General features: G+C 43.0%; 13 protein-coding genes and 1 pseudogene. 8 read left to right on the top strand and 6 right to left on the bottom strand.

Annotation, left to right across the window (positions count from 1 at the left end):
* The first annotated feature begins 341 nt into the window (after window positions 1–341).
* Window positions 342–611, top strand: a complete 270-nt coding sequence (locus tag AC19MX_RS20775) for a hypothetical protein (RefSeq protein WP_498299750.1) — start codon at window positions 342–344, stop codon at window positions 609–611.
* A gap of 292 nt (window positions 612–903) precedes the next feature.
* On the top strand, window positions 904–1,167 hold the full coding sequence (locus tag AC19MX_RS20770; RefSeq protein ID WP_498299749.1) for a hypothetical protein: 264 nt from the start codon (window positions 904–906) through the stop codon (window positions 1,165–1,167).
* A gap of 127 nt (window positions 1,168–1,294) precedes the next feature.
* Here AC19MX_RS20770 and AC19MX_RS20765 read toward each other — a convergent pair.
* Window positions 1,295–1,737, bottom strand: a pseudogene (locus tag AC19MX_RS20765) (hypothetical protein); the annotation flags it as partial.
* Window positions 1,738–1,887: 150 nt separating this feature from the next.
* Here AC19MX_RS20765 and AC19MX_RS20760 point away from each other — a divergent pair.
* Both AC19MX_RS20760 and AC19MX_RS20755 read left to right on the top strand, forming a co-directional pair.
* Window positions 1,888–2,058: an acetyltransferase gene (locus AC19MX_RS20760; RefSeq protein ID WP_188927268.1), complete on the top strand. Its 171-nt coding sequence runs from the start codon at window positions 1,888–1,890 to the stop codon at window positions 2,056–2,058.
* Window positions 2,058–2,450 carry a type II toxin-antitoxin system death-on-curing family toxin gene (locus AC19MX_RS20755; RefSeq protein ID WP_188927269.1) on the top strand — a complete coding sequence of 131 codons (393 nt, stop codon included), beginning with the start codon at window positions 2,058–2,060 and terminating at the stop codon, window positions 2,448–2,450. Before AC19MX_RS20760 ends, AC19MX_RS20755 begins: the two co-directional genes overlap by 1 nt.
* Window positions 2,451–2,968: 518 nt before the next feature.
* Here the strand turns inward: AC19MX_RS20755 and AC19MX_RS20750 are convergent.
* The gene (locus AC19MX_RS20750) at window positions 2,969–3,637 is read right to left on the bottom strand and encodes a TetR/AcrR family transcriptional regulator (RefSeq protein ID WP_498299748.1); all 669 of its coding nucleotides are present in this window, start codon (window positions 3,635–3,637) and stop codon (window positions 2,969–2,971) included.
* 12 nt (window positions 3,638–3,649) lie between these two features.
* Here AC19MX_RS20750 and AC19MX_RS20745 point away from each other — a divergent pair, with 12 nt between their 5' ends.
* Together AC19MX_RS20745 and AC19MX_RS20740 are read left to right on the top strand one after the other, a co-directional pair.
* Window positions 3,650–4,585 (top strand): alpha/beta fold hydrolase, encoded by a 936-nt coding sequence (locus tag AC19MX_RS20745; protein ID WP_498299747.1) that lies wholly within the window; start codon window positions 3,650–3,652, stop codon window positions 4,583–4,585.
* Entirely contained in the window at window positions 4,582–5,424 is an 843-nt protein-coding gene (locus AC19MX_RS20740) for a hypothetical protein (protein ID WP_498299746.1), read from the top strand. Before AC19MX_RS20745 ends, AC19MX_RS20740 begins: the two co-directional genes overlap by 4 nt.
* 424 nt (window positions 5,425–5,848) lie before the next feature.
* On the opposite strand, the gene AC19MX_RS20735 is transcribed toward AC19MX_RS20740, so the two are convergent.
* Both AC19MX_RS20735 and AC19MX_RS20730 read right to left on the bottom strand, forming a co-directional pair.
* Window positions 5,849–6,751, bottom strand: coding sequence for a hypothetical protein (locus tag AC19MX_RS20735; RefSeq protein ID WP_498299745.1), 903 nt, complete (start codon window positions 6,749–6,751; stop codon window positions 5,849–5,851).
* A 20-nt stretch (window positions 6,752–6,771) separates the two neighbouring features.
* Window positions 6,772–7,830, bottom strand: coding sequence for a 1-aminocyclopropane-1-carboxylate deaminase/D-cysteine desulfhydrase (locus AC19MX_RS20730; RefSeq protein ID WP_498299744.1), 1,059 nt, complete (start codon window positions 7,828–7,830; stop codon window positions 6,772–6,774).
* Window positions 7,831–7,990: 160 nt separating this feature from the next.
* Between AC19MX_RS20730 and AC19MX_RS20725 the strand changes: the two genes are divergently transcribed.
* Complete coding sequence (locus tag AC19MX_RS20725) at window positions 7,991–8,893, top strand: LysR family transcriptional regulator (protein WP_498299743.1); 903 nt, start codon at window positions 7,991–7,993, stop codon at window positions 8,891–8,893.
* A gap of 188 nt (window positions 8,894–9,081) precedes the next feature.
* Window positions 9,082–9,603 (top strand): hypothetical protein, encoded by a 522-nt coding sequence (locus tag AC19MX_RS20720; protein WP_498299742.1) that lies wholly within the window; start codon window positions 9,082–9,084, stop codon window positions 9,601–9,603.
* A gap of 349 nt (window positions 9,604–9,952) precedes the next feature.
* Here the strand turns inward: AC19MX_RS20720 and AC19MX_RS20715 are convergent, their stop codons facing one another.
* A complete protein-coding gene (locus tag AC19MX_RS20715; RefSeq protein WP_498299741.1) occupies window positions 9,953–13,072 on the bottom strand; it encodes a bifunctional diguanylate cyclase/phosphodiesterase in 3,120 nt (1,039 codons plus the stop codon).
* Between the two features lie 3 nt (window positions 13,073–13,075).
* Window positions 13,076–19,143: VCBS domain-containing protein (locus AC19MX_RS20710; protein ID WP_498299740.1), on the bottom strand; the 6,068-nt coding region annotated here is incomplete at its 5' end.

Genomic DNA, 19,143 nt, shown 5'->3' with positions numbered 1-19,143 from the left:
GCTGTTGTATCAAAGCAGCCCAATCTTGATGTGAACGTGTAGCCATGTTAACTCCTGATGTCATTATCAGTCGTTAAGATAAAGGCTCGATGAGCGCAGTTGAAGACGTACTTGCCCGGACGCTTACTTATTACAAGCAAGCTATCCCTCCTCAAGAATTAAGACCAATACGAAAAAGTATCATTAGGCATCGCAGATTAAATATGGGTGTCTTGATTAATCTTCGTCAGGCACAATTAATTGCTTTACTTCAATAAGATAGCAAATGTAGGATGTTATTAATCAATAAGTTAAGGGACTGGCTTTACAGCGCAAGCCCTTCAAATAAGCGTTAACAGTCTATGAGTATGGAAGTATCACAAATAAATAAAATGGAGCTAGCTGAGAAGCTTGAGTCCTATTTGTCTGGAAAAATAGATCATGAGGGTATCAAGTCTCATGCCTGGAGTTTATCTGATGCCTCACCAAAAGAACCCACGGAAACCGAAAAGGTTTTTTGGTCCACTGTATTTACAATAATTCACTTAGCAGATGATGAACACTGGAAAAACGGTTGCACTCAAAGAGATTTAGGTGAATTATTAATCCAGCTAAAAGGTGGCAATAGATAGCTATGTGCCAACGGCAACAGTTAACAAGTTTATCAACGAACGCCACTTCGTGGCTGGACAGCCTAAAGCGTGGCTTCGCTACAGGCTGTTGAGGCTGTAGAATTTCTCTAAAGTAGAAAATAGCAGGTGACTTTTGTGTTCATACAGCCCGTCAAACTCACTTTCTAGTGGAATATTCCCTCAGATTTCACGTAGCAACGCAATTTGAGGCTTAATTTTTTAATAAATTTTGAGACTGTTTTTCTAAAATAGAAATTCTACAGTCTCGTTATAAGCCATGGAAAAGTATGAGATGGACTCTTTTTTTATCGTGTACGTTGCACTAGCCATTTATCTTGTACTGAATCTAGCAGTTTCATTTTTCTTGGCGAAAAGAGATGACATAGATACTGTTCAAAAAGTTGCACAAATCATTATCGCCTGGTTAATCCCATATATAGCTGCAATTGCTCTTTGGCAATTTAACAAAAGTCAGGATCGCCCTATCAAAAAGCATTCTGAATTTGGTGGCGGCCCCAGAGATAGTAGCGGGGCTGGCTCAGATGGTAATCATTAACAATGTCTTATAATCGGGTAGCCGGAGGTATCTAGCCTCCAGCCCCCACACCACCCTGCATGCGGCTCCGCACAGGGCGGTTCATTTAATCTCTTTAAATAAATGACCTAACTCACTTTTGGATTAGCTATTTCTTACAATAATGAACTGCGATCCATCCATCTCTTAGTGAATATAATCCTGCTTTCTTCACTTTTTATTCGAGCTTGGCATTACTCAATATTTTTTCTGTATCCCTGGTCATCACTGAAAACAAGAGGCGAGCTACGCCAAGGGCCTTTACTTGTGATACCACAAGCAACAGCAGCTTGGATCCTGACGCCACGTTTAAGTAAGTTTTGTACCTTAGTCCGTGGTTTTCGCCACTGACGCCACTCTTCATAACTCAAAGTCACATACGAACACGACGTCGGATTCAATGGTCATTGTTTATAAACAATCAGCGACACATCCTTGATAAGCGTTAGCGATGCCAAAGTAATAGATCCAGCTTTGCCTTCTTTTTCATAAAAGGTGATTCACTTTAAACAGCTGATAACTCATACTCACGCCCCAATTTCGGTTCGTTATCCAAACTATCCAACATGACCTCAGCACTGAATCCAAAAGTGATCGGGATGGATGGTAGTATGTAGCATTAACAGTCATAATGATTAAAGCTTTATGGTGATAGCTAATTTGGTATTATACAAACCTAACAGTACAGTTGAGGAATTCTAGATGAACAAAAAAGTTGAAGCTTATGGTGTTAATGCCGTTGTGCGACCTAAAATCACTGCAACTAAAGAACTTGATTTATCTGGTATGTATGGTCAGCAAATTGTTAAGTCTGAGACAAAGCTAGCTTTAAGAACACATCGTAAGACGTTCGAGAAATTGGCTGATATGTAATGGATATCATTTGCTTTCCATTCGAGCGTGTAATCGAAATCAATACTTTCATTTTAGAAACTGAACCTGGCATGAAAGGGCTGGTAGATGTTTCAAAATTACAAGGTGCATTAGGCCGTATAGATAATGCAATCGTGTACGATGGTTTAGATGATGTGTTTGAAATTGCCGCCAAATATACGGCAAGTATCGCTATTGCTCACTCTTTGCCTGATGCAAATAAACGCACTGGATTGATAGTTGCGCTTGAGTATTTGTCGTTAAATGATTTTGAACTGACGAGTGACAACACGCTATTAGCTGATGCTGTAAGAGATTTAGTGCTTGGTGTGATTGGCGAAAGTGATTTTGCTGACATATTGTATGCTCAATATGCGCAAGAAAATAAGTAGTATTGTTTTGAGATTGACAACCTACTCAATAAATATTTAAATGTCATATATCGACTACAAATGTTCACTTCCTGAGATGTAACTTTTCGATTAGTGATTGATTATAATGAATTTTAGTTTTATTTTGTGGAAGATTACTTGGGTTCCTCTTTATTACAAGCAAGCTATCCCTCTTCAAGAATTAAGACCAAATGCAAAATGCCAGATCGACAAACCTAAGGCCTTTTGCTTAGACGAAAAATAGAGATTTAAACCCCGCATTACATGCAAGCTATCCATTCTCAAGATCCAAGACCAATACGAAAAAGTATCATTATAAATTACAGATTAACTATGGGTGTCACGGTTAATACGCCTTAAGATTTTATTTTACGCATTATTATTAATACAAATATTTGCGATTAAATCCTGTACGAGCAGATGCAAAAAGCCCCATCATTTCTGATGAGGCTTTACTGTTGAATCTTGCGGATAGAAAGCTGATCTAATGTTAACTATGGGGTCTCGCTAAACTTTTCTTAACTACGAATAACCGTTTGAACCATCTCGGTAATCTTTTCTAAATATGAATCCCTATCAGGAACTGACAAGGTAAGCCCTTTTGATGCCATATACATAACGAATGCAAAGCGCTCACCCTCAGCTAAATCAACCACAATACCTTCAATAACCAGTTCTCTGGCAATCAATAATCGTATTTTTTCAGCAACGGTAGGGCCGTCTCCTGCAATATTCCTCGCAACGATAATGCCTAATTCCATAATTTCCGCTGAATGTGGTGAACTGCGCAAGGTATCAACATAGCGGCCCGTCCAGCAATCGAAACCCAATACTATTCGCTCCGTCATCGTCTTTGATCCATCAGCGAGTGCTTGCTTCATTCCAGACAATGCATAAGCATTAATTTCACAGACCAGCCAATCAAGCACTAATTCCTTGCTGCGGAAACGTTTATATAACGCTTGTCTGGAAATGCAAAAGGCGTCCCCAAGCTTGGCCATTGAGGTTTTTTGATATCCATTATGAGCAAAGGTTTTTAACACCTCGATCATTTTATTTTCAGTTTTTATAATCATGTTGTGAATGATCACAGCAAAAACACTATAAGTCAATAATGAAACCGAGCGGTTGACACTTTTACGATAAACTGTAAACTTATGCTCAATGAATGAATATTCAACAATCAAGGTAGATTTACGATGAAAAAATTTATAACGTACACATTTTCACTCATTCTGCTACTGATAGTGGCAGGTGGTGTGGTGTATACCTTTTTCCCTCAGGTGATGCTGGATGTCACCTATAAACAATTCTCAAGTGCTGCAAACCTTGAAGCTAAAACGATTGACCTCAATGGCTATAAGGTGCATTACTTCGCCAGTAAAACACCTGACAAAGCCGACACTATGGTGCTAGTTCATGGCATGGGAGATGACAAGAATAGCTTCTTGCAGTCTGCCGCAAAGCTGTCCGAACAATACAATCTGATTTTGCCTGATCTGCTAGGCCATGGTGAAAATGAGCGCGACCCTAACCGCAATTATTCAATTGATAGCCAAGCGGATTTCCTGAAAGCTTTCTTAACCAAGCTCGGCCTAGAACGTGTTCACTTAGTTGGTAACTCGATGGGCGGCCATACGGTTGCTGCGTTTGCCATTAAATTTCCGCAAAGCGTTAACTCGTTGGTTTTATTAGATGCGGCAGGCCTTAAGCTTGATGACCACGTCGTTTACACCGGCTTTGGTAAAACGATTGATAGCGATGAAGAGCTTCAAGCCGTTATGGACCGCGTTTTTTATAAAACACCGGCCATTCCCGGATCCGTCAGAAATCTGATGCGCGAACAGATAAATGCTAGCAAAGACTTTGTAGATAATAAGCTAGTCAAAGACATCACCAACGGTGAGTATTTTAACTTAAAGGATCAAGTGCAGTTAATCCAGGCGCCGACCCTTGTTTTGCAAGGTAAGTATGATCAAGTCGTTAAGATGAGTGCAGCCCAGTACTACGCAGACAATATTCCTATGGCAACGCTCAAAATCATTGAAAAAGCAGGCCATTCACCGCAACTTGAAGTACCAAATGAAGTTGCACAATCCATTTTAGAATTTATACAAAGTAGAAAGCCAACATGATCAAATCAACAAAAAACACTCATGCCGCGTTGACGCAGTATTATCGTTGGTATCAGCTATATGAGGGCGAACTCTCTGACATCAGAATCAACAATCAAATGGATATTCTCAGTGATGATGTATTGATTAAATCAGCAGCAGGTGAGATGAAAGGATCTGCTAACTATCCTGATCGTCTTGCGATGTATAAAGGCTGGAAAAATGCCCACCACGTTCAAAACGTCAATGTAACCGAGGTGGCAGATGGCAGGCTAAACCTTGAAGCCGATATCATCTATCAAAACATTCAGCCTAGTGGTGAACAAAGCATCTACTCAGTGCACTACAGCACTTTTTTGGAAAAATCCGAAGGTGAATCATTGCCACTATTCACTGAATTGAATTTGATACCAACAAGCCAGCTAGAACCAAAACCATTTGAAGCGGCTTATGCCGATAACCGGGTTCTGTCTTTGCTGCATTATTGGTTGCTAAATATGGAACAACTTGATGGCAATGTTTTACCATTCGAGGAGGTATTGGCACCGGAGTTTACACTCGACTTTTCAACGGTTGGCCTGATTGAATCAACCGATCAGCTAGCAATGTGGTTGCAGACTGTTCCAACACAGCTAAAATTAAGTAGCCATTATCCACAAAATTTTTCGGTGAAAACAGTGGGTGATAACCAATTCGAAATGGAAGTTGACCTTGTTTGGCGAGGTGTCACCAAAGATGACAAAGCAATGAAAGCGACTACGCATCATAAATGGTTGATTGTTGATAACCCGAATGAGCGCTTTGCAAGAATAAAAACGGCAAAGATTACGCAAGTAGATGCTTTATCGTTAATTGAATAGTGATTGATAAATCTCAACTTTATTTAAATTTTTGGATTAAATGCAATTGACAACTCCCAGTTTATTACAAAGAGTGCATAGGCACAGATATCAATAGCAAAGATAGTCGTTAATTCAAGAATACGTGAATCAACCCACTCACGACGATGCTCGATGTAGATTTTCAATCCTACATAAAAATGCCTTACACCCCGCGGTGAACCGCAGTGACACCTTTTTATATATTTGGACGAAAGGTAGGACTTTGAACCCACGGGTTCCTCTTTATTACAAACAATCCCTCTGCCACATTTATCGAGAAAGCCTCATCAGAAATGATGAACCTTTCTCGATTTAAAGGATAAAGCCTAAGCACCTTTCTAAGCACTATGACTTGCTCTATTCAACACGACTTGATCCATTTTTGGGTTCAATTTTTCAAGTTTCAATCCGCTAGGCTTCTCATCATATTAAGCACTGCCACATTTTGCATTGGCGTTCCTGTAATCCTCAAAATGGTCTTTTTATTTGTCAGATCAGGCTTGTGTGCATCATTGAGGATATCAGTTAGTAATGACACATTATTGAGAAACCCTGCTTTGTTGGCGGCTTTCATGTCTGGCGTAAAACTGCGCGTTAAGTCGTAATCAAACACCACATTGATGTTATCAAGGCCATAGACTTCGCCTGCAACCTCACCGACCTGTGACGTAGTGCATAGAGAGGCGATTACAGCCCCTTTTTGCACTGTGTCTATATTCGCGCTGTTGATCAAGCATGTTGTAGTATTCGTGGCCATAATGATGGTGTCGTATCCAGCAAGATCTAAAACGGGTTGGTAAGTTGCGCTGATATCTAGCGCATTACATACAGCCTCAAAGGTATCGGCTCGTTGCGTGCGGGCATGGTAGTCGAGCATATTTAAGGTAGGAAAGCTGTGCTTGAGGTATCGAACAGTTTCAGTGGCTAATTTGCCAGCCCCAACCAGTAAGACTTTGGATGGTCGATGATTGATAGTATCAAAAAACAATGCAACCATAGCCGCTGTTCGTTGTTGAATTTGATCTTTTATGTCGCATTCAAAGATTCGTTGGCCGTTTTCATAAATCCGTCCGATTGTCGCATATTCGTTACTGATAACGTCGTAAGGCCCAGAGACTTCATAAACCAGTGGAGACTGAGCGTCGCGTAATAAAAAGCTGGTCTCGAACACATTGTCACCTAAAAAGGCACCTGAATTATCTGTAAACTCTAATAGTTTTCGCTGATATTTTAACTGTTTGCTATTAACAAATTGGCCCCGAATATTGGCTATCAAAGTGTCTTTATCCAGTATTAATGTGGTCACGATGGTATTCCTCGTTTTGACTATATGTTGAATGGGGTTAGCACAACGTCGCTGAACTGGCCTGCATAAGCATGGATAGCGGGCGAACCGCCAAGGTGCATTAATAAGATATTGGCATCAGGTTCGAAGCGTTTCGCGGCCGATAAATCGAGCAGGCCACGAATAGCACGTCCTTCGTAAACGGGATCGGCGATTAACCCTTCATGAGTTGCCATTAAGCGGATGCCATCTTTGATGGCTTCATCTGCATAACCATAATCACCATCGTTTGAGGCAATCACTTCAACATCTGCATCTTCAACTGTGGCGGGTAATCCAAGGGTGATTAATGCCTCATTTGCCAACTCACGTACTCTCCGAGATTTAATGGCTGTCTCACCATCATCGGCAACGCCTATGATCCGTGTGGTTATGCCAAGCGCTTTAAAGCCTGCGACTAAACCCGCCTGCGTGCTGCTAGAGCCGGTGGTATGCACTAAATAGTCAAATGTAACGCCAGTTTGTTGCATCTGCGTAGCCAATTCGACTGCACAGTTAATGTATCCCATAGAACCATAGCGATGCTCAGAGCCGCCGCCAGGAATAAGATAGGGGTTATGCCCTTGACGGCGTAAGTGGTCCATAAAAGCGGCCAATGGGCCTTGATCTTCAATAGGTCGAGGGGTTTCGTCGACATATAGCTCGGCCCCCATCATATGGCTGAGTAGAATGTTTCCAACATGACGATAATTCGGCCCTGCATCTTTTGTCCAGGCACAGTGCAATAGTGCGCATTTCATTCCTGCTTTGGCTGCCGCTGCTGCTGTTTGCCTTGTATGATTAGACTGAATAGCACCCACAGTAACCAGCATATCATGGCCATTTTTTAGGGCATCACCGGTTAAGAATTCTAGCTTACGGGATTTATTGCCACCCCCTTCTAGTCCGCTTAAATCGTCGCGTTTCATCCAGAGGATTGGGCCACCTAACAAGCGGCCAAAATTGTTTAGTGGCTGCAGTGGTGTCGGCAATTGCAAAAGCGGAAACCTGGGAACGGTTTTGAGACGTTCAACCAAGTCATTCAAAGCAAGATTATCCATATACTGACCTCTTTAGATGGTTATTTTTGGTATTTTTTATATTTTTGATAGGCCAAAATCAGTCGAGTACACGTTGATTTCGGCCTTTTCCTCTACAGACTATATTTGTTTATTCAGACAAATCGAGTTAGTATCTGTCGAAAAATCAGACAGGTTAATTATGTTGAATTTGGATGCGATAAGAGCATTTTTATATGCTGTTGAAGAAGGTTCTTTCTCGGCGGCTGCACGTCGACTCGGTCGTGCGCACTCTTCTATATCGACTGCAATCTCCAATCTGGAAGTGGACTGTGGTGTCAGTCTGTTTGATCGCAGCGGGCGTAATCCGGTGTTAACCCTAGAAGGCAAAGCACTTTTACCTCACGCGCGCGGGATTCTGTTAGGCAATAATGAATTTCTAGCAACTGCAAACGCAATGGCTGAAGGGATCGAAACACAAGTCTGCCTTTGTGTAGAGCAAGGGATCAGCGCCAAGCCTCTAATGCCAATACTGCAACAATTTACAACAAAATTTCCCAGTGTGGCGCTAAAAATCTGTGCCGCCGCCCCTGGCGATTCGGCGGTACAATTGCGCCAAGGAATTACAGACATTGGCTTAATTGCAGAACAGGAAGGCTACCCTATTGGATTTCAATTCCGGGGTGTAGGATACTCAAAAATAATACCTGTTTGTGCACCAAACCACCCATTAGCGCAAACCAGCCCAGCAAGTTATCGCGACCTGAGGCAACATCGACAAGCTATTCGTCATGCACAGCCTGTAAAGGGAACAACTCAACAGTATGAGAAAAAAAGCCCATCTGTTTGGCATATTGAAGACCCCTATTTGATGCTCGACCTTGTTCGCTTAGGCAACGCCTGGGCTGAACTGCCTGTATCACTTGTGGCAAATGCTATCGAAAATGGCGAGCTTATTCAGCTCAGTTATACGTTTCAACAAAATGATCAGCTTGAGGGCATCGACCTTGTTTGGACAGAACAGCGCACTTTAGGTACTGCGGGGCAATGGTTACGAGATGAAATACTGAAACTGCCTCAAACAATTTGGCAAGAAAAATACTAAGCACATTATGAATTCTAGATGCAGAAGATAAAGCGAAACATTGGTTAAATAACGATATATTATTGTCCAAAATATGGACAAAAACATGTTAGTCGTCCCTTGGTAATCGAAGGGGTAACAATGTTTATTATTGACTAATAAATTGGCTGCCTTAATGAATCACGACATATCTTAGAGAGCTTATTTGGATGGAACCTAAATACGAGACCTACAGTTTTGAAGAGCTTCTAGATGTGCGAAAACATATCGACAAAGATGCTTTTCCTGAACGCTCGGAAAAACTAGAGATTGAGATCAAACTTAGGCAATCGATGACAAAGGTTATCAGTACGTTGAATGCTATAACTGTTATTGATATTGAAGATAATGGCGTACATTTAAAAATTATTAAAAAATCTGAAGACTGCTTTCAGTTTCACCTATCCATAACTTATAACTTCATCATTTCTTATCAAAAAACATGGTATGAAATGGAGTTTAGTCAATTAGCATTGTTAACCCTCATAAATGATCTGCGTGAAGGTAATCAATCTTGGCATGGAAACAGCGACATTTGGTCTGCTAACAAAATTTTTATAAAAAAGCTCAATCATCCTTTTCACTTTAGGGATGTTCGTTTATACAAACGTTGGTTTATCCTTGGATTTAATATTGTACCCACAAGCTTATCAGGCAATTTGTTAGGCGCACTGTATCGCGCTGAGCTATAAAATCGTTAGCATTATCATGGGGCTGTTAGATTCTGATTCTGGACGACTTAAACGCCATTGTATTAAGCCTCTATCCTTGATGATGCAAGTGTCGATGATATTTAGGTAATGGCCTCAGCAAAAAATAGCTCACTATTTGTAGAGCCAGAACACGGTAAACAATGAAGCGACTTCGCTATCGATTAACACATTTTTTAACCGCTGGTTTCTTGGCTTTTTAATAACAATAGCAATTTTTATCTATATCCAAACAAGCTCATCAGTAATGATGAGCTTGTGGTTTCTTCACTTTTAAAATCTGTATATAGCTATTGTGAGAATATATGCCGTTGTTTGTTTAGGTAATCGATTATGACGCTCTTTCTCTAGGGGCATTATTGAGCACGCCTGCGAGTAAGGTATTATCTTTAGACATATTGGTAGATTTGCTGTCCCAGACTCGACGGCGGATATCGGTGGGATTAGCGAGCAGTGCTGTTGCTTGTTCGCGTGGGATTGGCTTGCTAAATAAGTATCCCTGAATTGAATCGCACTGTAAGTGTTGTAATGCCTGTAATTGGTCATTAAGCTCTACGCCTTCGGCGACAACATGCAATCCTAAGCTGTGCACCATTGCAATGATGGCACTTACGATAGCTGCATCTTGAGGGGTATCTGGAAAGCCAGTTAAAAATGATTTATCAATTTTAACAATATCAATCGGAAACAGTTTTAAATAGCTAAGAGATGAATAACCAGTACCAAAGTCGTCCAGTGATATCTTCACTCCTGCACTGCTTAGTTCATTGAGATTTGACTCTGCAGCTTTGATATTGTGAATTAACGCTGATTCTGTAATCTCTACGGTTAAGGCGTTAGGTTTAAGACCTTGTTGCGTAACAATGGCTAGGACTTTATTGGCAAAGTCTGAAGCTCTAAACTGTACAACGGAACAATTAACCGCGATGGTTAGGTCTTGATGCCCAATATCATGCCAAGTTTTTAATTGTCTGCATGCCTTTTCTAACACCCAGTTACCGATGTCTTCTATTAACCCTGAATGCTCTGCGATGGCGATAAACACCTCTGGTGAAACTGAGCCTAATTCAGGGTGGCGCCAGCGTAAAAGCGCTTCAAAACTGATAATACGGCCTGTGCTCATTGAGATGACGGGTTGGTATTCAATTGATAGTTCGTTACGTTCTATCGCTCTGTGGAGCTCCCCTTTCATATATAATTGGGTTTTAGCATGTTCATTGGTTTCTTTACTGTAATAAAGACAAATATCCCTACCTAATGTGGCTTTAGCCTCACGTAAAGCAACACCAGCATGTGTGAGTAATATTTCAGGGTTTTGACCATCATTTGGGTGCAGACTGACGCCAATCCGGGTATCAAGAAAAACCTCTGTGCCTTCAATTGTTACGGGTTCGCACAAACAATTAAATAAACGCTGAATAACCCAGGTGGCTTCTTCTTGCTTATGCATGTCCATTAATAATACGACAAACTCACCATTACTGGTGCGAGACAGATTGCTACCAATTTTAGTTGTGCCATCTATAACCACTGAATCTGCTGAACGCAGCATATTTTTTAAACGCTTAGCGAGTATGTTAATCAGCTTATTAACCGCGGCTTCACCGAGTGTGTTTTTAATGATTTGCATGGCATCGACATCAATGATTAAAACTGCGAATAATGTATTTAAACGTACACTTCGCGCAATGCCTTGTTTAATCCGATCCATCATGACGATCTGATTAGGGAAATCACTGTCGTTATTGGCTAAATCGAAGTCATGTGTTTTTTGTCCGTAAATTAATGCTTCAAGCTCTGCAATACGATGGTGTAAATTTTGCGCTGCTGTATTTTCAGCACTATTAGGCTCAGCTACAGGTGCGGTTAATGACACTGATTCACTGCTTATGAGGGCTGTTTTCTCAATGTCATTTTGAGTATTTTGTTCAATGGTTTTTTCAGTACCTTCTATAAGGGACCAACGAGCGACCTGATTACGACCCGATTTTTTAGCGTAATAGAGTGCTTTATCAGCAAGGTCGATGATGAATTCAGGTGTAAACTTCCCCCCAGTGACACTCGATACTCCAAAGCTGGCTGTGTATGGAATTATACCGCTAACTCCACCAGTATTAACGTTATTCACCACTATCCGTATCCGCTCTGCAATATCCGCAGCGAGCTTCTCGTCTACACCTGGCAATACAATACAGAATTCTTCGCCACCGTAACGCCCGACTAAATCGTCACTACGTGCTGTTTCTGATAAAATTTTTGCCAATGATTTAATAACTACATCGCCAGTAGCATGGCCAAAACGGTCATTCACTAATTTAAAGTGATCGATATCGAGCATGATACAACTGAGCGTGTCTTCATCGTCATCCATTTCACTTAATAAACTGGTGAAACCTTCAAAGAGTGAGCGACGGTTTAACAGTCCGGTCATCGAGTCTCGTGTGGCGAGAATCTGCAACTTCCTGTTTTGATATGTAATTTCTTGTTGGCTATGTTTGATTTGACTTAAAGCCCGTTCTAAATCAATATTTTTATTTTCTAACTCTGTTACATCATCGAATGTCACCACTACACCACGAATATCACCCTCTGCGGTTTCGATGGGGGCAATATTAACAGCAAAACTAAGATACTCTTTTAATTGGGTGTATAGCTTTAAGTTTGAATGTTGCGCTTCTATCCCTTTTAATAGTTGTTGCCAAGGTAGAGTGTGTGGCTCATTACGCTTATCTGTATCTGTCGTTCTCCAGTCTAATTCTGACAAGTTTGTGCCAATTAGCATTTGTGAAGGCTGGCCTAATTTGCGCTCAAATGCGGTGTTTACAAAAACGATACGTCCGTTGTTATCGAGAATGACCAATCCTTCCGCCAATATATTTAGTGCTGCGCTAACGCGGTCTGGTATGACTGCACTTGGGTCTAATTCATTTAGGGCTCGTTTTAGGAACAACCAATACACAAAAAAACCAACCGTTAATATAAAGATAATGATGGTAATGGTTGAACCTGCACGGTCAAAAATCCATACGTTGCCATCGAGTGGCTCAAAACTGACTTCAAGCGAGCCCCATCGACCGTCTTTGTCATGGATGGGCACTAGCACGTTTGTTATGGTTGATGAGTCTTTATCCGTTAACTGCCAATGCTTACTGTGATCGCCTGCACTGGAAATAAGTTGTTTATCGTTAGCGCGCAACCCTAGAGACACAATACTTTTATTGTGCTGTTGAAGAGAGTGCATCAACACTGCGACAGAGTTGATGTCGCCTTTCATCACATCAGCAGAAACTTGTATTGCTAATGATTCGGCAATTTCTTTACGTGCCGTAAATTCGGCAAGCTTAGGGTTGGGGATAAAACCTAAAAAATCGGCAACCAACAATAAACTGACCGTCAGCAAACTCAACCCAATAGAAAGACGCACAATGGGAGATAGCCCAGCAATTTTCATATTTTACCTTTTAATCTTGTCATCAGATGGATGAGTTGAACTTTGCTCGTCAAATAAGTGATCAATATTCCCTTCGGCTTCACCATCGCCTGCTGATTGTCCATTTCTTAATTTTTCATCAGCGGTCAATATGGGTAATACATCAAGTGATCGCCATGCTGGCATTGCGGTAATAAGACTGGCTAACAGTGAGCCACCACGGAGCAACCAACTGGCAAAAATAGCTGCTGCAGTGACACCCACACCTGTAACGGTTCCAACGTTGAGATCGTTTGTTATTTGTTTTTCTTTTGCTGCTGTATCTAAGTCTTGCTGCATTTTATCCAGATCATTTACAAATTCTGGACTACGCGAATTTGTGTCTGCATTAAACGTTGGCGATTGTGCTGCTGTTTCTATCCCGTTGTCTTTCCAAAATGACGTGAGCTCTTGCAAAAATGTTTGAGTGAGCGCTTCTGCTGGTTTAACGATTTCATTATGCACATCGCTATTAGGACGCTCAGATAACACGCTCAGATATACTTCATCTGACATTGGAGTATTAGCTGTTTGGGGTTGATAAGTCGGGTTTTGAGCTCCGAGTACATCAACTATTAAATCAATATCTTGATTAATTTCTATATTTTTATAAGTAGATACGGTTCCTCCAACAACAGTGTTAGCGGACTGATCGGCATTGGGATCGACGTTGGTAGGTAAATCAACGTCATCTAATTTGGGGTCGTCTATAACGTTAGCCAGTATCTCTTTAGTACCAATAATTTGTACCGTTACTGTGCTTACCGTACCGTCGGCACTGGTTACGGTAAACATTTCTGAAATACGATCACCCGCATTTAATTCATTAAATGCGGAGTTTGCTATAAATGTCCATGCGCCAGAAGTATCAATCCTGAAGGTGCCATATATCCCCACGGTGGTAGATGGGGTGAAGGTATTATTTATATTATCTACATCTTTGGCAGTGAGTAATCCACCAGTAGTAATTGGCGCATCGGTTTCATTCATTATCTTGATGTCACTGCTCACGGTAGCCGCATCGTTAGTGCCATTAATTTGTACTGTGACAGTGCTGGCTGTGCCGTCGATACTGGTGACATTAAAGGTTTCTGTGATGTGTTGATTGTCATTCAATTCATTGAATGCATGGTTGGCGGTGAAACGCCACACACCTAATCCATCAATGGTAAAAGTACCGTAAGTACCTACAATCGTTTGTGGGGTAAAGGCATTATTATCATTATCGATATCAATCGCGGTTAATGTGCCGCTAGTGGTAATAGCTATATCAGTTTCACTGATAACGTTATTGTCACTGCTCACTGTTGCCGCATCGTTAGTGCCATTAATTTGCACTGTTACCGTACTGGCGGTACCGTCAACACTGGTGACATTAAAGGTTTCGGAGAGGCTTTGATTCGCATTCAATTCATTGAATGCATCATTGGCAGTGAAATGCCACACGCCTAATCCATCAATGGTGAAAGTACCGTAAGTACCTACGATCGTTTGTGGGGTAAAGGCATTATTGTCATTATCGATATCTATAGCGGTTAATGTGCCGCTAGTGGTAATAGCTGTATCTGTTTCATTGATAATATTGTTAGCTGAGCTCACGATGGCTGAATCGTTAGTCGCTTCGAACGTGATAACGGCAAGCATTTCTACCGAATCAGCAATACCGTCACTCGCTGTAACACCCAAATTATACAGCGTGTCAATTAAGGCATCATTAGCCAACGCAGCCTGACCCGCAGCCGTTAAGGTCACCACGCCAGTATTGGTATCAATCGTAAAGTAACCTTCAGCATTGCCATTGGTAATTCTGTAGGTAACATTGTCACCGTCTAAATCACTTGCGGTGAACGTCGCAACCGTATCGCCAGCCATTGCGATATTTTCAATTTGGGTGCTACCAACATGGGTATTTATGGTTGGTGCATCATTGGTTCCTACCACTGTGATGGTAATCGTTTTCACTTCACTCACTCCGCGATCATTGTCAGTTGCGGTGTAAGTAAACGTCACATCACGGCTTTCACCTACAGCTAAGTAGTCGAAATCATTGCCAGGAATAAATGAGTAGCTGCCGTCATTATTGAAGACTAGGTGACCTGCTGTAACATCATTAACTAATTGATAGCTTTCAACTGTTCCATCAACATCTGTCGCGGCAGGTACATTTGCATTGAGTATGTTATTTTCTTGGGTACTGACGGCATCATCTACTGCCACGCTAATATCATTAACGGCATTTACAGTGACATATACCGTTGCGGTTTGCCCCTCTGTATTGGTGTACGTGAAACTGTCTGTGCCATTAAAGTTAGTATTTGGAGTGTAGGTGATTGTGCCATCGGCATTAATGATCACTGAGCCATTAGCACCATTTGTGACCGATGCAACTATTGAGATTATGGTATCGGTTGCTCCTGTAACATCAATATCATTGGCTAATACATCGATATTAATCGCGATATCTTCATCGGTAGTAACGCTATCATCTATAGCAAAAATGACATCTTGTTGGGCTGTGACAGTGGGATCTACATTAACGCTTTGCCCCTCACTTACGCCATCATTAGGAATAAGTGTGAATGCAGGTAAATCGATACCAGCATTGACCAACGCAAGCCCTTCTGCGGTTAACAATACTTTACCGGCATTTGAGCCCGTGCCTAGGACGTAATGTGTCGTGTCACTTAGTGTCACAGTTACGTTATTGCCTTCTTCATCACTCGTTTGGAAAGTAGCAACAGTTGAGCCGACAGAGTTCGAAGCGTCATCCTCGATAAAGTTTGTTACCAACAGAATTGTGATTACTGGCGCATCGTTCACTAACGTAGTGCTAACCGTGTTGGTCGCACTCACGCCATCACTGGTGGTCAGGCTGATACTCGCTAAGGTATTACCCGCATTAAGATACGCTTCGCCGGCTGCGGTTAATCGAACTTCGTTATCAACGATTTCATAATGGCCAGCAGTATTCGTGCCTGCGGTGAAATCAACGGTCAAACCGCCCTCTTCATCCGTTAAGGTAAACGAGCCCATTACCGTGCCAGCAACTGTGCTGTGTTCTGTCGCGCTGCCATTAGTGAGGCTTAAGGTTTCAACGTCATTGACTAAGGTGGTGCTCACCGTGTTGGTTGCACTCACGCCATCACTGGTGGTCAGGCTGATACTCGCTAAAGTGTTACCGGCATTGAGATAAGCGACACCCGCCACAGTTAAGCGCACTTCGTTGCCAACGATTTCATAATGGCCTAACGTATTGGTATTTTCAGTGAAATCGACGCTTAAGCCGCCTTCTTCATCAGTCAGGGTAAACGAACCCATAACAGTGCCCGCAACCGTGCTGTGCTCTGTGGCTGTGCCGTCGGTGAGGGTAAGCGTTTCGGTGTCATTCACTAAGGTGGTGCTGACGGTATTAGTTGCTGTGACATTATCACTTGTGGTGAGGCTGATACTGGCTAAGGTGTTACCGGCATTGAGGTAAGCGACACCCGCCGCGGTTAATCGCACTTCGTTGCCGACTAATTCATAGTGGCCGTCACTGTTAGTGCCAGCAGTGAAATCAACGCTTAAGCCGCCTTCTTCGTCAGTCAGGGTAAACGTGCCCATTACCGTGCCAGCAACTGTGCTGTGCTCGGTTGCGCTGCCATTAGTGAGGGTAAGCGTTTCTACGTCATTGATTAACGTGGTACTCACCGTGTTGGTTGCACTCACGCCATCACTGGTAGTCAGACTGATACTGGCTAAAGTGTTACCGGCATTGAGATACGCGACACCGGCTGCAGTTAAGCGAACTTCGTTATCAACGATTTCATAATGGCCAGCAGTATTCGTGCCTGCGGTGAAATCAACGGTCAAACCGCCCTCTTCATCCGTTAAGGTGAACGTGCCCATTACCGTGCCAGCAACTGTGCTGTGTTCTGTCGCGCTGCCATTAGTGAGGCTTAAGGTTTCAGTGTCATTGACTAAGGTGGTGCTCACCGTGTTGGTCGCACTCACACCATCACTGGTGGTGAGGCTGATACTCGCTAAAGTGTTACCGGCATTGAGATAGGCGACACCGGCGGCGGTTAAGCGCACTTCGTTGCCGACGATTTCATAGTGGCCGTCACTGTTAGTGCCAGCAGTGAAGTTGACCGTTAAGCCACCTTCTTCGTCAGTCAGAGTAAACGTGCCCATAACGGTACCGGCAACTGTGCTGTGCTCGGTGGCAGTGCCATTGGTGAGTGTTAAGGTTTCGACATCGTTGATTAACGTGGTGCTAACCGTATTGGTTGCACTCACACCATCACTGGTGGTGAGGCTGATACTCGCTAAAGTGTTACCGGCATTAAGATACGCGACACCGGCGGCGGTTAAGCGCACTTCGTTATCAACGATTTCATAATGACCAGAGGTATTTGTTCCAGAGGTGAAGTTGACCGTTAACCCACCTTCTTCGTCAGTCAGAGTAAACGTGCCCATTACCGTGCCAGCAACCGTACTGTGTTCGGTGGCAGTGCCATTAGTGAGGGTTAAGGTTTCAGTGTCATTGACTAAGGTGGTGCTCACCGTGTTGGTCGCACTCACACCATCACTGGTGGTGAGGCTGATACTCGCTAAAGTGTTACCGGCATTGAGATAGGCGACACCGGCGGCGGTTAAGCGCACTTCGTTGCCGACGATTTCATAGTGGCCGTCACTGTTAGTGCCAGCAGTGAAATCAACGCTTAAGCCGCCTTCTTCATCTATCAGGGTAAACGTGCCCATAACGGTGCCAGCAACTGTGCTGTGCTCGGTGGCAGTGCCATTAGTGAGGCTTAATGTTTCGATATCGTTGATTAACGTGGTGCTAACCGTGTTGGTCGCACTCACGCCATCACTGGTAGTGAGGCTGATACTGGCTAAAGTGTTACCCGCATTAAGGTACGCTTCACCGGCTGCGGTTAATCGAACTTCGTTATCAACGATTTCATAATGACCAGAGGTATTTGTTCCAGAGGTGAAGTTGACCGTTAAGCCACCTTCTTCGTCAGTCAGAGTAAACGTGCCCATTACCGTGCCAGCAACTGTGCTGTGTTCTGTCGCGCTGCCATTGGTGAGTGTTAAGGTTTCAGTGTCATTGACTAAGGTGGTGCTGACGGTATTAGTTGTTGTAACACCATCACTGGTGGTGAGGCTGATACTGGCTAAGGTGTTACCGGCATTGAGATACGCGACACCGTCCGCGGTTAAGCGTACTTCGTTGCCGACTAATTCATAGTGGCCGTCACTGTTAGTGCCAGCAGTGAAGTTGACCGTTAAGCCGCCTTCTTCATCCGTTAAGGTGAACGTACCCATAACGGTACCGGCAACCGTGCTGTGCTCGGTGGCTGAACCATTCGTTAGCGTTAAGGTTTCAACATCGTTGACTAAGGTAGTGCTGACCGTATTGGTTGCACTCACGCCATCACTGGTAGTCAGGCTGATACTGGCTAAAGTGTTACCGGCATTCAAATACGCGACACCGGCGGCAGTTAATCGAACTTCGTTGCCGACTAATTCATAGTGGCCTAACGTATTTGTTCCAGAGGTGAAGTTGACCGTTAAGCCACCTTCTTCGTCAGTCAGAGTAAACGTGCCCATTACCGTGCCAGCAACTGTGCTGTGCTCGGTGGCTGAACCATTCGTTAGCGTTAAGGTTTCAGTGTCATTAACTAAAGTCGTCTCGACGGTATTGGTTGCACTCACGCCATCACTGGTAGTCAGGCTGATACTCGCTAAAGTATTACCGGCATTCAAATACGCGACACCGGCGGCAGTTAATCGAACTTCGTTGCCGACGATTTCATAGTGGCCTTCGCTGTTGCTTCCAGAGGTAAAGTCGACCGTTAAGCCACCCTCTTCATCCGTTAAGGTGAACGTACCCATTACGGTGCCAGCAACGGTGCTGTGCTCGGTTGCGCTGCCATTGGTGAGGCTTAAGGTTTCAACGTCATTGACTAAGGTGGTACTCACCGTGTTGGTTGCACTCACGCCATCACTGGTGGTGAGGCTGATACTCGCTAAAGTGTTACCGGCATTAAGATACGCGACACCGG

Source organism: Shewanella sp. MF05956 (assembly GCF_059758055.1).
This window is presented reverse-complemented; position numbering and strand designations above follow the sequence as displayed.